Raw genomic sequence first — 14,746 nt, 5'->3', positions numbered from 1 at the left:
CGTCCGGGTTAGAACGGCGGGCGTGGCTCTTTCCCGACGCTCCCTGTTCCGCACCGCGGCCGCCGGTGGTCTCGCCGGCGCCGCGGCCCTCGTCCTGCCGGGCACGGGTGCCGCCGCCCCCGCGCTGGTCCGCTCCGGCCGGCCGCTGCTGACCCACGGTGTCGCGGCCGGTGACGTCCGGCCCGGCTCCGGGCTCGTCTGGACGCGGGCCGACCGGCCGTCGCGGATGGTCGTCGAGGTCGCGGGCTCGCCGGACTTCCGGCGGGCACTGCGCATCCCCGGCCCGGTGCTGACCCCGGCCACCGACCTCACCGGCAAGCTGCGGGTCCCGGCGACGCGGGGGCGGGTGCACTACCGCGTCGTCGCCGAGCCGCTCGACGGCGGCCCCGCGAGCGCCCCGCTGGCCGGCTCCTTCCGGGCGGTCCCCGGCCGCGGCGAGCCGGTGCGCATCCAGTGGTCCGGCGACGTCGTCGGGCAGGGCTGGGGCATCGACCGCGCCACCGGCGGCATGCGGATCTTCTCCGCCATGGCCGACCGCGAGCCCGACCTGTTCCTGCACTCCGGCGACACCGTCTACGCCGACGGCCCGCTCACCGAGACCGTCACGCTCCCCGACGGCCGGGTGTGGCGCAACGAGATGACCGAGGCGAAGGCGAAGGTCGCCGAGACCCTCGCCGAGTTCCGCGGCCAGTTCGCCTACAACCTGCGCGACGACAACCTGCGCCGCTTCGCCGCCTCGGTCGGCCAGATCGTGCAGTGGGACGACCACGAGGTCACCAACAACTGGTACCCCGGCGAGATCCTCACCGGTGAGGTGGGGGAGCGCTACACCGAGAAGCGGGTGGACGTGCTCGCGGCCCGCGGGTTCCGCGCGTTCCACGAGTGGCAGCCGGTCGACCCGCGCACCGCCGTCGACGGACGGGTGTACCGGCGGATGCCGTTCGGCCCGCACGTCGAGGTGTTCGTGCTGGACATGCGCACCTACCGCAGCGCGAACTCCGCCAACACCGGCCGTGGCGAGCGGATCCTCGGGCAGGCCCAGGCCCGCTGGCTCGTCGACGCGCTCGCGTCGTCCCGGGCGACCTGGAAGATCGTCGCCTCGGACATGCCGATCGGGGTCCTGGTGCCCGACGGCGACACCGCCTGGGAGGCCGTCGCCAACGGCGTGCCCGGACCGCCGAGCGGGCGCGAGTCGGAGATCGCCGGGGTGCTCGCCGGGATCCGCCGGCGGCGGGTCCGCAACGTCGTGTGGGTGACCGCCGACGTGCACTACACCGCCGCCCACCACTACGCCCCCGAGCGCGCCGCGTTCACCGACTTCGACCCGTTCTGGGAGTTCGTGTCGGGCCCGCTGCACGCCGGGGCCTTCGGCCCGAACGAGCTCGACCCGACGTTCGGCCCGCGGGCGGAGTTCGTGCGCGGACCGTCCCGGCAGGGCGCGAGCCCGCTGGAGGGGTTCCAGCACTTCGGGGAGCTCGACGTCGCCCCGGACGGCGCGACCCTGGAGGTCCACCTGCGCGACCAGACCGGTGTCTCCCTCTGGACGACCACGCTCCGCCGGACCTGACGCTGTCGCCGGGGGACCGGTGACCGGTGGTCGGCCGGTGTCGGAGGGGTGGGCGGGACGGGCCGGGGCAGCCGGAGGGGCGGGACGGCCGGAGGGGCGAGAACGGGCCTGGGCGGTCGCCGTCGTGGCCCGGTCGCTGTGGTGCCCCGGGTCCCCGCCGTCCCCGGGGGCCTGCCGCGGCCTGATGACCGGCCGCCCACCGCTGGACGGCGCCGCACCCCGACCCGAGAGCCCCGCACCCCACCCGAGGTCGCCGCACCCCAGCCGAGGTCGCCGCACCCCACCCGAGGTCGCCGCACCCGTCGCGGGGGGTGCGTCAGCCACTCGCGGGGTGCGCGAGGCCCCTCCGGCCGCCTCGGCGGCGCCCGGCACCCCGGCGCGCCCGACGATGCTCGCCACCCCGGGGTGCCGTCGCGGTCCGGTACTCCGCCGCGCCCGGCGGCCTCCGGCCCTCGACCGGCAGCGACCGCCGCATCCCCGGCCGGTCGGCCGCGTTCACACCCCCTGGCCGGCGTCCACACCCGGTGCAACGGGTGTGGACGCCGGCCAGGGGGTGTGGTTGCGGGGCGGCGGCGGGTCACGCCGGAGGGGCGGCGTCCGGGTCCGTGGGCCGCCGGTCCGCGACGGCGGGTGCGGGGGCGGTGGACGTCGCGGCCAAGACGGCCGGGGGCGTCGGGACCGCGACGGGGGTGGCCGGGGCCCCGGCCGTGCGCGCACCGGTGTCGGAGGTGGTGTCCGGGTCCGTGGCGGGCGCGGCGGAGTAGGCGGCGGAGAGCCGCCGGTAGGGGCGGCTCGCCAGGGCGGCGAGGGTCAGGACCACGCCGAGGGCGCCGCAGACGACGAACACCAGGGCGATCGCACGCGCGGTGCCGGTGCCGAACCACGACCCGATCGCGGCCGCACCGGCGCCGTCGTCGCTCATGAACGGCACGACCACCAGCTCGGTGAACGGCGCCAGCAGGAATGCGGTCAGCGGCGACGCGGCCTGCTCCACGCTCTGCGCGAACCCGAAGACCCGGCCCTGCCACCCGTAGGGCACGACCCGCTGCAGCACGGTCTGCTCGGCGGCTTCGGCGAACGGCATGAGCAGCATGAACACCGCCATGCCCAGGGCCAGCAGGACGATCGAGGCGTGCAGCGGGAACAGCATCGTCGCGGCCCACAGCACGGTGTTGACCAGCAGCAGGGTCCGGACCGGGCGGCTGCCCAGCCCGATCCGGGCGACGAGCAGCCCGCCGACGATCACCCCGGCGGACAGCACGCCCCACAGCAGCCCCCAGGCCGCGACCGACATCATGGACAGGCCGTAGGGGTCCATCAGCGCCATGAACGCCCCGCCGAGCAGGTTGTTCACGCAGGAGAACGCGATCAATGCGGGCAGCCCCGGCACGCTCGCGACGAGCCGGACGGTGCCGCGCAGGTCGAGCCCGCCCCGCTCGTCGACGGTCACGGCGACGGCCGGACCGGCCGGTGCGGGCACGGCCGGGATCCGGACCCGGGCCAGGTGCAGCAGCGACGCGACGAGCACGACGAGCGCGGCGACGAGCACCGTGCGCATCCCGTCGACCGCGACGAGCAGCCCGGACGCGACCGAGGTGACCAGGAAGGACACCCCGGTCGCGGTGCCGACCAGCCCGTTGGCTCGGTCCCGGACCGGGGCCGGGACGAGCAGGGTGACCAGCGTCGGCAGCGCGATGGTGCGCAGGTTCCCGGCGATCACCCCCAGCATCAGCGCGACGACCAGCGTCCACAGCAGCGGGCTCGTGGGATCGCGGAAGGCGTCGGCGGGCGCGAGCAGGAGCAGCGCCAGGCACAGCGCGTAGACCACGGCCGACACCGCCGCCGAGACCTGCATGACCGCGCGCGTGCCGAACCGGTCGACGACCCCGCCGAACGGGATGCCGGTCAGCGCCGTCGCCACCAGGAAGATCCCGGCGATGATGCCGGTCGCCGCGACCGACCCCGTCTCCAGGAACACCCAGAACGTCACGGCGAACCACACCGTGAAGTTCACGACCGACACCACCAGGGTGCTCACCAGCAGGTGTGCGAAGACCCGTTGGGTGCCGTGCCGGAGGTCGAGCTGCGTCATGGTCCACCGTCCTCTCGGGGGACGGACCGGTGCGGTTCCCGGAAGTCATCGTCCGGAGGTGGACCCTGCGGGCTGAACCCGGCTTCAGGTCAAACTCAGGCGGTCATGTCGAGGTGCGCGATCACCTTCGTCGGGCGGATCCGGACGAGGAGCTCGCCCGGCACGCCGTTGCGCCGGCCGAACTCCTCGGCCCGGTCCGCGCCCATGTAGCGCCCGCCCAGCGCGGTGGCGGTGCGCAGGAGCTCGTCGGGGTCCCCGCTCGTCTCGGCCACACCCTGCACCTGCACGAAGGCGTACGGCGGCTCGGGCAGGTCAGCGGTGAGCACGACGCGCGGGTCGCGGACGATCGCCCTGCCCTTCGCGGAGTCGGCGCCGGTGTTGAACACGATCGCGTCGTCCTCGACGAGGAACCAGACCGGCGCGACGAGCGGACGCCCGTCCTTCGCCGTCCAGCCGAGCATGCCGGTGCGGGTGCCGTGGGTGAGGAACTCGACGACCTCGGGGGTCAGAACGGTCATGCGGGCGAGCCTAGGCCCGGAAACCGGATGACGGTGGCGTCGTCACCGTGCTGGGGTGCGGACATGGCGAGCACGACGACCGCCGGTGTCCACCGCCGCCCCGTACCGCGGGTGGTCACGGTCCTCGCGCTCTGCGTGTTCGTCCTCGGGACCAGCGAGTTCGTCCTCACCGGCCTGCTGCCCGAGGTGGCCGCGGACCTCGGCGTCGACATCCCCGCGGCCGGGTACCTGATCTCCGGGTTCGCGGTCGGGATGGTCGTCGGGGCCCCGGCCGCGGCGGTGGCGACGCTGCGGCTGCCCCGGCGCACGACGCTCGTCGCGATGCTGCTCGCCGTGGCCGTGCTGCACGTCGTGGGGGCACTGTGCACCGGCTACCCCCTGCTCATGGCGGTCCGGGTGCTGACGGCGGTGGCCACCGGCGGGTTCTGGGCGGTCGCGGCGGTGGTGACCGTGTCCTCGGTCGGGCCGGGTGACCGCGCGCGGGCGCTGTCCCGGCTGCTGGCGGGGGTGACGGTGTCGAACGTCGTCGGCATCCCGCTGGGCACCGTGCTCGGTCAGCAGTTCGGCTGGCGCGCGACGTTCTGGGCGATCGCGGCGCTGGCCCTGCTCGGGGTGGCCGGGGTGGGGGCCCTGGTGTCGCGCAGCGGGGGCGGGGAGCCGCCGCGACGACTGTCCGCCGAGCTCGTCGCCTTCCGCAGGCTCCGGCTGTGGGTCGCGCTGGGCACGACCGCGCTCTACCAGGCGGGCATGATCGCGATGCTCGCCTACCTCGCGGCGCTGCTCGTGTTCGTGGCCGGGCTCGCCCCGGGGTGGGTGCCCGTCGTGCAGTTCGGCGCCGGGCTGGGCTCGATCGGGGGGATCCTGCTCGGGGGTCGCCTGGCCGACCGTCATCCGTGGCCGACGCTGTTCGGGGCGCTGTGCGGTGCCGCGACCCTGCTCGCACTGCTGGGGACCACGGCGACGCTGCCCGGAGCAGCACCGGCGATCGCGGTCGGGCTCGGGTTCGTCGCCTTCGTCGCGTCGGCCCCGCTGAACGCCCGGGTCTTCGCGCTGGCCGGGTCGGCGCCGACGCTGGCGAGCGCGACCAACACCTCGGCGTTCAACGTCGGCAACGCGCTCGGCCCGGCGCTGGGCGGGCTCGCCATCGCCGGGGGCCTCGGACTGACCGCCCCGCCGCTGGTCGGCGCGGTGTTGGTGGTCGGTGCGGTCGTCCTGGCCCTGGTCTCGGTGCGGCTGGACCGCCGCCACGGTGCGCCGTGATGCCGTCCGCGCCCGGGGCGGGCAGGCTCCGGGGTGTGGACGACGAGGCGTCGCGGTACCCGGCCGTCGGAACCCTGCTCGGCGGCCAGGTCGACGGCGTCACCTGCGGTCCGTCGGTGCTGGTCGTGACCGCGGCGCTGACCGGCTCGGGGTGGCCCGGCGCGGTGGCGGGCCGGTTCGCCGCCGCGCAGCGGACGGCGCACCGCCAGGCCAACCGGCTCTGGCCGCGTGCGCTGGGGACGACGCCGTGGGGGATGCGGGCGTGGCTGCGCCGGCACGCGCCCGCCGCCGGACCGTTCCGGATCCGCCCGGCGACCCGCGACGCGCTCGCCGCGGTGCCCGCCGCCGTCGGCCCGGTCCCGCTGCTGGTCGGGTCCCGGTGGCTGCCGCGGCACTGGGTTCTGGTCCTGGGCATCGACGACGACGGCCGGTGGCGCGTCTACGAGCCCGGCTCCGGCCGGGTGCGGGCCCTCGATCCGGGCCTGCTCCGCCGGGCGGACCCGACGGCCGTCGCGGCGGTGCTGGGATGGCCGCGGCCCTGGTGCCTGCTGCTGCCCACGGGTCGGGCGTAAACGCGCGGTGATCCGGACGTAACGGACGCGGGTGAGGGTGTGGACATGGCTCCCCCCGATCCCCGCCCGCTGCTCGCCGCACTCGGCCGGCGCGACTTCCTCCGTGCGGCCGCGGCCGTGACCGCTGCCGGGGGACTGGTCGGCTGCAGTGCCTCCGTGGCCCCCGCCCCGGTGGCCGCGACCCTGCCGGACGGGCCGCTGCAGCCCGGCGTGGGCGACATCCCCGGCGACCACTACCTCGGGTCCGACCCGGCGGACGTGCGCTGGGGCTACGTCCCGGCGATCGGGGCCGCCCCGGTGCTCACGATGCGGTCGGGGCAGACGGTCACCATCGACACCGTCTCCCACGAGGGCATCCTGGAGGACCAGGGCCGGGACCCGGTCGCCTGGTTCGGGCGCCACGGGGTCGCGGCCGACGGCGTGCTGTCCGACGCCGTCGCGGTCGCCAGGGACTACCGCCGCACCCCGCGCGACTTCGACGCCGACGGCCCGCACGTCATCACCGGCCCGGTGTTCGTCGAGGGCGCGCGCCCCGGCGACGTCCTCAAGGTCGAGACCCTGTCCGCGGTGCCCCGGGTGCCCTACGGCGTGGTCTCCAGCAGACACGGGAAGGGGGCGCTCGGCCGCACCGCGTCCGGCGCGCCGCCCGCCGGGATCACCCTCGACGAGGTGATGCCGCCACCGGCCGCCGACGGACGTGCGACCGGCGACCCCGCGCGCTACGGCAACGTCTCGGTCTTCACCGCCGTCCGCGACGGCGCGGACGGCCCGGAGGCCTACCTGCCCTTCGGCGAGGGCCAGGAGGTGTCGTTCGGGCTGCGCCCGTTCATGGGCACCATGGGGGTGGCCCACGCCGCGGCGGACGCCGAGAACGCCCCCGAGCTGAACTCGATCCCGCCGACCCTGGGCGGCGGCAACATCGACATCCGGCTGCTCGGCCCGGACTCGGCGTTCTACCTGCCGGTCCGCGCGGAGGGGGCGCTGTTCCACGTCGGCGACCCGCACCTCGCGATGGGCGACGGGGAGGTCGCGCTGACCGCGCTGGAGGGCTCACTGCGTGCCACGTTCCGGCTCACCGTCTGCCGGCCGGGGGAGGGCACGGCCCCCTCGGTGGCCTTCGGCTACCCGTTCGGCGAGACCCCGGACGCCTGGGTGCCCATCGGGCTCTCCGACCCGGACGGGAGCACCGGCGGCCAGGGGACCGACCTCGACGTCGCGATGCGCCGGGCCGTGGTCAACGCACTCGACTTCCTGCAGGACGACCGGGGCATGGACCGGGCGACGGCGTACGCCTACCTCTCCGCGGCCGCCGACTTCGCGGTCTCGCAGGTGGTGGACCGGACGGTCGGGGTGCACGGGGTCATCCCCAAGGCGCACTTCCGGTCCTGAGCGCGGCGGTCCGGGGGCCGGGAACCGGGTCGCCGTCGACTCGTAGACTTGACATGTGACCGAGACCCTGCCAGCGCGTACCGCCGACCTGCCCGCCAAGTGGACCCCGGGCGAGGTAGAGGGCGACATGTACCGCCGCTGGGTCGACGCCGGGTACTTCCGGGCCGACCCGTCGTCGGACGCCGACCCGTTCTGCATCGTCATCCCGCCGCCGAACGTCACCGGCAGCCTGCACCTGGGCCACGCGATGGACCACACGCTCATCGACGTCCTGACCCGGCGCGCCCGGATGCAGGGGCGCGACGCGCTGTGGCTGCCCGGCATGGACCACGCCGGGATCGCGACCCAGTCGGTCGTCGAGCGCCGGATGGCCGCCGCGGGGGAGCCGGACCGGCACGCGATCGGCCGTGCGGCGTTCGTCGAGAAGGTCTGGCAGTGGAAGGCCGAGTCCGGCGGCTCGATCCTCGGGCAGATGGAGCGCCTGGGCGACGGCGTCGACTGGTCCCGCGAGCGCTTCACCCTCGACGAGGGCCTGTCCCGCGCGGTCGCCACCGTCTTCAAGAAGATGTTCGACGACGGGCTGATCTACCGGGCCGAGCGCCTGGTCAACTGGTCCCCGGCGCTGCGCTCGGCGATCTCCGACATCGAGGTCGACCACATCGAGACCGAGGGCGAGCTCGTCTCGATGCGCTACGGCGACGGCGACGCTTCGGTCGTCGTCGCGACCACCCGGATCGAGACGATGCTGGGTGACACCGCGGTCGCCGTCCACCCCGACGACGAGCGCTACGCGCACCTGGTCGGCACCGAGATCGAGATGCCGATCACCGGGCGGATGATCCCGGTCGTCGCCGACGACTACGTCGACCCGGAGTTCGGCTCCGGAGCCGTCAAGATCACCCCGGCGCACGACCCGAACGACTTCGAGGTCGGCCGCCGCCACGACCTGCCGATGCCGACGATCATGGACGAGACCGGCACCATCGCCGGGACCGGCACCCGCTTCGACGGCATGGACCGGTTCGAGGCGCGCGCCGCGATCCGCGAGGAGCTGCGCGCGCAGGGGCGCATCGTCGCCGAGAAGCGGCCGTACCTGCACTCGGTCGGGCACTGCTCGCGCACCGGCGTCCCGATCGAGCCGCGGCTGAGCCTGCAGTGGTTCGTCAAGGTCGAGCCGCTCGCCCGCTCGGCGGGGGACGCCGTCCGCTCCGGCGAGACCGTCCTGCACCCGAAGGAGCAGGCCAAGCGGTACTTCGACTGGGTCGACAACATGCACGACTGGACGATCAGCCGGCAGCTGTGGTGGGGACACCGCATCCCGGTCTGGTACGGCCCGGCCGGCGAGGTCGTCTGCGTCGGGCCGGACGAGCAGCCGCCGTCCGGCGAGGGCTGGCGCCAGGACCCCGACGTCCTCGACACCTGGTTCTCCTCCGGGCTGTGGCCGTTCTCCACGCTCGGCTGGCCGGAGCAGACCCCGGACCTGGCGAAGTACTACCCGAACTCGGTCCTGGTCACCGGCTACGACATCCTGTTCTTCTGGGTCGTCCGGATGATGATGTTCGGCACCTACGTGATGGGGAAGGCCCCGTTCCGCGACGTCTACCTGCACGGGCTCATCCGCGACGAGCACGGCAAGAAGATGTCGAAGTCCAAGGGCAACGTCATCGACCCGCTCGCGCTGATCGACACCTACGGCGCGGACGCGCTGCGCTTCACCATCGCCCGCGGCTCCAACCCGGGCACCGACATGTCGCTGTCGGAGGAGTGGGTCGCCGGGTCCCGGAACTTCACGACCAAGCTCTGGAACATCACCCGGTTCGCCCTGTCCAAGGGGGCGGACCCGGCCCTGCCGCTGCCCGCCGAGGCCGACCGCACCGACGCCGACCGCTGGATCCTGGGCCGCCTGGCCGAGGTCCGCGCGCAGACCGACGAGCTGCTCGACGGCTACCAGTTCGCGAAGGCGACCGAGGGGCTCTACCACTTCGCGTGGGACGAGCTGGCCGACTGGTACGTCGAGCTGTGCAAGACCCAGCTCGACGACCCGGCCACCGAGCCGGGCACCCGGGCGATCCTCGGGCACGTCCTCGACGCGCTGCTGCGGATGCTGCACCCGATCGCGCCGTTCGTCACCGAGGCGCTGTGGACCGCGCTGACCGGCGGCGAGACCGTCGTGACCGCGGCCTGGCCGACGGCCGGGGACACCGGTGCGCCGGTCGACCCGGCCGCCACGGCCCGGGTCACCGACGCGCAGAAGGTCATCACCGAGGTCCGCCGGTTCCGCACCGAGCAGGGGCTGCCCGACCGCAAGGCCGTCGCCGCCCGCCTGACCGGTCTCGGCGACGCCGGGCTGGCCGCGCACGAGCGCGCGCTGCGGTTCCTCACCCGCCTCGACCCGGCCGGTGACGGCTTCTCCACCACCGCGAGCCTGGAGATCGCCACCTCGGGCGGCCCGGTCACCGTCGAGCTGGACACCTCGGGGGCGATCGACGTCGCCGCCGAGCGGGCCCGGCTCGGCCGCGACCTCGCCGCCGCGGAGAAGGAGCGTGACCAGGCGGACAAGAAGCTGGGCAACCCGAAGTTCACCGAGAAGGCGCCGGCCGAGGTCGTCGACGGGATCCGTGCCCGGCACGCGACCGCCGTCGCCGACATCGACCGCATCACCGCGCGGCTCGCCGCGCTCCCGGAGGCCTGATCCCGCCGTGGCGAGGGAGAACGACGACTACGGCCACGACCTCGGGAACGACTTCACCGAGGAGGACTCGCCGACCTACGGCGGGGACCGGTGGGCCGAGGGCGGCTTCGGCCGCGACACCGAGGACGACCGCGACCCGGACGGCGACACCGAGGACGACCGCGACCCGGACGGCGACACCGACCGGGCCGCCGACACCGACGACGCGAACGACGGGGACGAGGCCGACGACGGCGAGGACCGGTCGGACGCCGCCGCACGGGGCGCGGACGACGAGCGCGACGCCCCGGTGGACGCCCAGGAGGCGGTGATCGCGGCCGTCCTCGACGAGATCCGCGGCAGCGGGGACCCCGACGTCGTCCCGGCCCAGTCCACCGTCGCCGGCTACGCCGAGTTCCTCGCCGTCGACGCGGCGCTCGACCGGCGCTGGCCCGAGTCGGTGATGGAGCCGTCGCTGGACCGGATGCAGGCCCTGTGCGACGCCCTCGGTGACCCGCAGCGCGGCTACCCGATCGTGCATCTGACCGGCACCAACGGCAAGACCTCCACCTCCCGGATGGTCGACGCGCTGCTCACCGAGATCGGGCTGCGGACCGGGCGCTACACCAGCCCGCACCTGCAGCGCGCCACCGAGCGGATCAACCTCGACAACCGGCCGGTCACCCCCGAGCGCTACGTCGCCGCCTACCGCGAGGTGGAGCCGCTGGTCGAGCTCGTCGACGCCAAGCGCGGCGACGGGCCCGCGCTCAGCAAGTTCGAGGTGCTCACCGGGATGGCCTTCGCCGCCTTCTCCGACGCCCCGGTCGAGGCCGCGGTGATCGAGGTCGGGCTCGGCGGGCGCTGGGACGCCACCAACGTCGCCGACGCGCACGTCGCCGTCGTCCTGCCGGTGGGGCTCGACCACGCCGAGTACCTCGGCGACGACATCACCGACATCGCCCGCGAGAAGGCCGGGATCATCAAGGAGGGCTCGGTCGCCGTCCTCGCCGCCCAGGACCGGAAGGTCGCCGAGATCCTGCTGGAGCGCTGCGCCGAGGTCGGCGCGCAGGTCGCGCGGGAGGGCGCCGAGTTCGGCGTGGTCGAGCGGGAGATCGCCGTCGGCGGGCAGCGTCTGGAGCTGCAGGGTCTGTCCGGCCGCTACGACGAGATCTTCCTGCCGCTGCACGGTGAGCACCAGGCGTCGAACGCGGCGGTCGCGCTGGCCGCGGCCGAGGCGCTCGTCGGCGCCGGCACCGCGCAGCCCCTCGACCCCGACGCGGTCCGCGCCGCGTTCGCCTCCGTCCGCTCACCCGGGCGGCTCGAACCCGTCGAGGGCGGGCCGGACCGGCCGACCGTGCTGCTCGACGCCGCGCACAACCCCGCCGGGGCGCAGGCGCTGGCCGGCGCGCTCGGCACCGAGTTCCGCTTCACCCGGCTGGTCGGCGTGATCGGGGTGCTGGAGGGCAAGGACGCCCGCGGCATCCTGGAGGGCCTGCAGCCCGCGCTGCACGAGGTCGTCGTCACCACCAACTCCTCGCCGCGCGCGATGGACCCCGACGCGCTGGGCGCGCTCGCGGCCGAGGTGTTCGGCTCCGAGCGGGTCAGCGTCGAGCCGTCGCTGGCCGAGGCGCTCGAGCAGGCCCGGGAGATCGCCGAGGAGGCGGGCGGGTCGGGGGTCGGCGTCGTCGTCACCGGGTCGGTCGTCACCGTCGGCGAGGCGCGGGCACTGTTCGGGAAGGAGCCGGAGTGAGCGACGTCCCGGGCGTGCCCGAGGGTGTGCGGCCGCCGCCCACCGACCCGATGAAGGGCGCCCGCGGGGTGTTCGCCGCGACGCTGATCCTGGAGGCGATCGTCGTCCTCCTGGCGCTGCTGGTGCTCCCGCGCTTCGGCACCGGATCGACCGCGCTCGGCTTCGGTGTCGTGGCGGGCATCGCCGTCGCGATGATCCTGGCGTCGGGGGTGCAGCGACGGCCGTGGGGTCTCACCGCCGCGCTGGTGCTGCAGGCGGCCCTGCTCGTCGCGGCGCTGGTGTTCCTGCCGTCGCTGGTGGTGATCGCGGCGGTGTTCATCGTCGTCTGGGCGGTGCTGGTGTGGATGCGGCGCGAGGTGGCCCGGCGGATGGCGGCGGGGACGTTGCCGTCGCAGCAGCAGGACTGAGCCGCGGCGGTATCACATCCGGTATCGTCGGGACATGGCCATGACGTTGCGCCTGACCGACGCCGAGTCCGAGTCGCTGCGCGCTCGCGCGGAGGCCGAGGGGCGTTCCATGCAGGAGGTCGCCCGAGCGGCGGTCCGGGAGTACGTGGCCCGTCACGACCACGATGCCGAGGTCGACCGCGCGGCTGCCTGGGTCACCGACAACTTCCGAGAGGCCCTGGACCGGCTCGGCCGGGCGTGACCCGCTACCTGTCCCTGGCCGACGTGCTGCGCTTCGCCGCGGAGGCACTCGGGCAGGAGCCGGTGGTCCGCGACTTCGGGCTCCTGGAGTCGGCGCTCGCCCGGCCCGCGACCGTCCTGTTCGGCCAGGACGCGTACCCGACCCTGCACCTCAAGGCAGCGGCCCTGGTGCAGAGCATCTGCGGCATTCACGCCCTGGTGGACGGGAACAAGCGACTCGCATGGGCGTCCACCGCCGTGTTCCTGGTGCTGAACGGGTGCCCGCCGCGGCCCGACCAGGATGCCGTGTTCGACCTGGTGGTCGCGGTGTCGGAGGGCAGCCTGCGGGACCTGCCCGCGATCGCCGCCGCGCTGACGGAGCTCACCGGGAGCCAGGAGGCGGGCGAGTGACGGTGGGTGACGGACCCCGGTCGGGTCGTCGCTACCCTGTCGCACGTGACTGAACGCACTCTCGTCCTGGTCAAGCCCGACGGCGTCGCGCGCAAGCTCGTCGGCGAGGTCGTCTCGCGCATCGAGCGCAAGGGCCTCGATCTGGTCGCCCTCGACCTGCGCACGGTGGACCGTGAGCTGGCCGCCCAGCACTACGCCGAGCACGACGGCAAGCCCTTCTTCGAGGAGCTGCTGTCGTTCATCACCTCCGGCCCGGTCCTGGCCGCGGTCGTCGAGGGCCCCCGCGCCATCGCCGCCTGGCGGCAGATCGCCGGCGGCACCGACCCGGTGGAGAAGGCCACCCCCGGCAGCATCCGTGGCGACCTCGCCCTGGAGACCGGTTCCAACCTCGTGCACGGCTCGGACTCCCCGGAGTCGGCCGACCGGGAGATCAAGCTCTGGTTCCCGAACCTGTGACCGCAGGCGTCCCGGCCGTCCGCCGGGTCGTCGAGCCCCACCCCGGCGCCGCCGCCGCGCTCGGTGATCTCTGGATCGCCGTGACCGAGGCCGGCGGCGCCGTGGACTTCGTGCCCGGCGCCGACCCGGACGAGATCCGCGCACTGGCGGTGCAGACCATCGACGCCGTCCGCTCCGGCGCCTCCCGGATGTTCGTACTGGGGGAGGAGACCGCCCCGATGGGCACGGTCCTCCTGGTCCCGAACACCGGCATCGCCGCGCACCGCGCCGACGTGCAACGCCTCATGGTCCGCCCGGACCTGCAGGGACGTGGTCTCGGCACGGTCCTGCTCGGAGCGGCCGTCGCCCACGCCCGTGGGACGGGCCTGGCGATGCTGACCCTCGGCGCCCGCGGCGGCACCCCGCTGCCCGCGTTCTACGCCGCACGCGGCTTCGTCGAGTACGGCAGGCTGCCGAACGGGGTGCGGCTCTCCCCGGAGGACGCGCGCGACGTGCACCTGTTCTTCCTCCCGCTCGCCTGACCCGGCCCGCGGGAGTGATCGATTCCCCCCGACAGCCGGATGGCAGAGGCCCCCGCCGCGGTCCACCATGTGGGCATGACCGTGCTGACCCCCCGCCCGACGACCGCGGATCTGGTCCGTGGGGTGGTCGTGGCGGTCCTGGCGATCCTGCAGGTGCTCGTGTCGGCGTTCGGGGGGTCGGCGATCGGCGCCGTCGCGCGCGACTACGACACCCCGCTGCTGGCCGCGGGCTGGGCGTTCGCCATCTGGGGCCCGATCTACCTGGGCGTGCTGGTCTACGCCGGCTACGCCCTGCTGCCCGGCCAGCGCGGCCGCGAGGTGCACCGCCGCATCGGCTGGTGGGTCGCGGCGACCGCGGTGCTCAACCCGCTGTGGATCGCGGCCTTCTCGAACCGGTGGGTGGTCACCGCCGAGGTGCTGCTGGTCCTGCTCGTCCTCGCGCTCGCCGTCGTGTACGGACGACTGTCCCGCAGCGTCGCCGACGGGTGGCCGGAACGGTTGGCGACACGGCTGCCGCTGGCGATCTACCTCGGCTGGTCCTCGGCCGCGCTCGTGCTGGGCCTGATGGCGGCCGGCGTCGCGGTCGGGCTGCCGTCGGACGGGGTGCTCCCGCAGGTCGCGGCGATCCTGCTGCTGGTGATCCTCACCGCGGTCGCGCTGTCGGTCGTCGGCTCCACCACCGGGTTCGCCGGCTTCGCCGGGGCGCTGTGCTGGGCGCTGCTCGGCATCGTGGCAGGCGACCGGCCGATCGCCGTGACCGTCGTGGCGGCGGTCGCCGCGGGGGTGATCGCGGTGCAGGCGGTGCGCCGGATCACGCGATCGGTCCAGCCCGCCCGGCTCGCCCTGGGCTGAGAGGAAAGCCGCACCGGGTCACCGGTCCCGCTTGCTACCGTCGCACCGGCAGGAGCAGCGG

General features: G+C 74.8%; 14 protein-coding genes. 12 read left to right on the top strand and 2 right to left on the bottom strand.

From position 1 onward, the window contains the following. Positions 1-22 precede the first annotated feature (22 nt). Complete coding sequence (locus Ae331Ps2_RS01195) at positions 23-1,567, top strand: alkaline phosphatase (protein WP_075311285.1); 1,545 nt, start codon at positions 23-25, stop codon at positions 1,565-1,567. A gap of 577 nt (positions 1,568-2,144) precedes the next feature. Here the strand turns inward: Ae331Ps2_RS01195 and Ae331Ps2_RS01190 are convergent. Both Ae331Ps2_RS01190 and Ae331Ps2_RS01185 read right to left on the bottom strand, forming a co-directional pair. Continuing rightward, a complete protein-coding gene (locus Ae331Ps2_RS01190) occupies positions 2,145-3,659 on the bottom strand; it encodes an MFS transporter (protein ID WP_075311287.1) in 1,515 nt (504 codons plus the stop codon). 95 nt (positions 3,660-3,754) lie between these two features. Continuing rightward, a complete protein-coding gene (locus tag Ae331Ps2_RS01185; protein ID WP_075311289.1) occupies positions 3,755-4,177 on the bottom strand; it encodes a PPOX class F420-dependent oxidoreductase in 423 nt (140 codons plus the stop codon). 63 nt (positions 4,178-4,240) lie between these two features. Between Ae331Ps2_RS01185 and Ae331Ps2_RS01180 the strand changes: the two genes are divergently transcribed. The 11 genes from Ae331Ps2_RS01180 (at position 4,241) to Ae331Ps2_RS01130 (ending at position 14,685) form a co-directional block, all read left to right on the top strand. Further along, entirely contained in the window at positions 4,241-5,437 is a 1,197-nt protein-coding gene (locus Ae331Ps2_RS01180) for an MFS transporter (protein WP_075311291.1), read from the top strand. Continuing rightward, positions 5,437-6,009, top strand: coding sequence for a hypothetical protein (locus tag Ae331Ps2_RS01175; RefSeq protein WP_139318970.1), 573 nt, complete (start codon positions 5,437-5,439; stop codon positions 6,007-6,009). Before Ae331Ps2_RS01180 ends, Ae331Ps2_RS01175 begins: the two co-directional genes overlap by 1 nt. A gap of 45 nt (positions 6,010-6,054) precedes the next feature. Continuing rightward, positions 6,055-7,398, top strand: a complete 1,344-nt coding sequence (locus Ae331Ps2_RS01170) for an acetamidase/formamidase family protein (protein ID WP_051050458.1) — start codon at positions 6,055-6,057, stop codon at positions 7,396-7,398. Positions 7,399-7,453: 55 nt separating this feature from the next. Then, positions 7,454-10,090: a valine--tRNA ligase gene (locus Ae331Ps2_RS01165; protein WP_075311293.1), complete on the top strand. Its 2,637-nt coding sequence runs from the start codon at positions 7,454-7,456 to the stop codon at positions 10,088-10,090. Between the two features lie 7 nt (positions 10,091-10,097). Beyond that, a complete protein-coding gene (locus Ae331Ps2_RS01160) occupies positions 10,098-11,819 on the top strand; it encodes a folylpolyglutamate synthase/dihydrofolate synthase family protein (protein WP_075329677.1) in 1,722 nt (573 codons plus the stop codon). Next, on the top strand, positions 11,816-12,226 hold the full coding sequence (locus Ae331Ps2_RS01155) for a DUF4233 domain-containing protein (protein ID WP_020627666.1): 411 nt from the start codon (positions 11,816-11,818) through the stop codon (positions 12,224-12,226). The genes Ae331Ps2_RS01160 and Ae331Ps2_RS01155 overlap by 4 nt, the downstream gene beginning before the upstream one ends. A gap of 34 nt (positions 12,227-12,260) precedes the next feature. Beyond that, the gene (locus tag Ae331Ps2_RS01150; protein ID WP_051050452.1) at positions 12,261-12,467 is read left to right on the top strand and encodes a ribbon-helix-helix protein, CopG family; all 207 of its coding nucleotides are present in this window, start codon (positions 12,261-12,263) and stop codon (positions 12,465-12,467) included. After that, the gene (locus tag Ae331Ps2_RS01145) at positions 12,464-12,856 is read left to right on the top strand and encodes a type II toxin-antitoxin system death-on-curing family toxin (protein WP_075311297.1); all 393 of its coding nucleotides are present in this window, start codon (positions 12,464-12,466) and stop codon (positions 12,854-12,856) included. Before Ae331Ps2_RS01150 ends, Ae331Ps2_RS01145 begins: the two co-directional genes overlap by 4 nt. A gap of 45 nt (positions 12,857-12,901) precedes the next feature. After that, on the top strand, positions 12,902-13,312 hold the full coding sequence (ndk, locus tag Ae331Ps2_RS01140; protein WP_043281923.1) for a nucleoside-diphosphate kinase: 411 nt from the start codon (positions 12,902-12,904) through the stop codon (positions 13,310-13,312). Further along, positions 13,309-13,833 (top strand): N-acetyltransferase, encoded by a 525-nt coding sequence (locus tag Ae331Ps2_RS01135; protein WP_075311299.1) that lies wholly within the window; start codon positions 13,309-13,311, stop codon positions 13,831-13,833. The genes ndk and Ae331Ps2_RS01135 overlap by 4 nt, the downstream gene beginning before the upstream one ends. Positions 13,834-13,908: 75 nt before the next feature. Then, complete coding sequence (locus Ae331Ps2_RS01130; RefSeq protein ID WP_075329676.1) at positions 13,909-14,685, top strand: hypothetical protein; 777 nt, start codon at positions 13,909-13,911, stop codon at positions 14,683-14,685. Positions 14,686-14,746 lie beyond the last annotated feature (61 nt).

The sequence above is a fragment of the Pseudonocardia sp. Ae331_Ps2 genome, assembly GCF_001932405.1.
Taxonomy (GTDB): domain Bacteria; phylum Actinomycetota; class Actinomycetes; order Mycobacteriales; family Pseudonocardiaceae; genus Pseudonocardia.
This window is presented reverse-complemented; position numbering and strand designations above follow the sequence as displayed.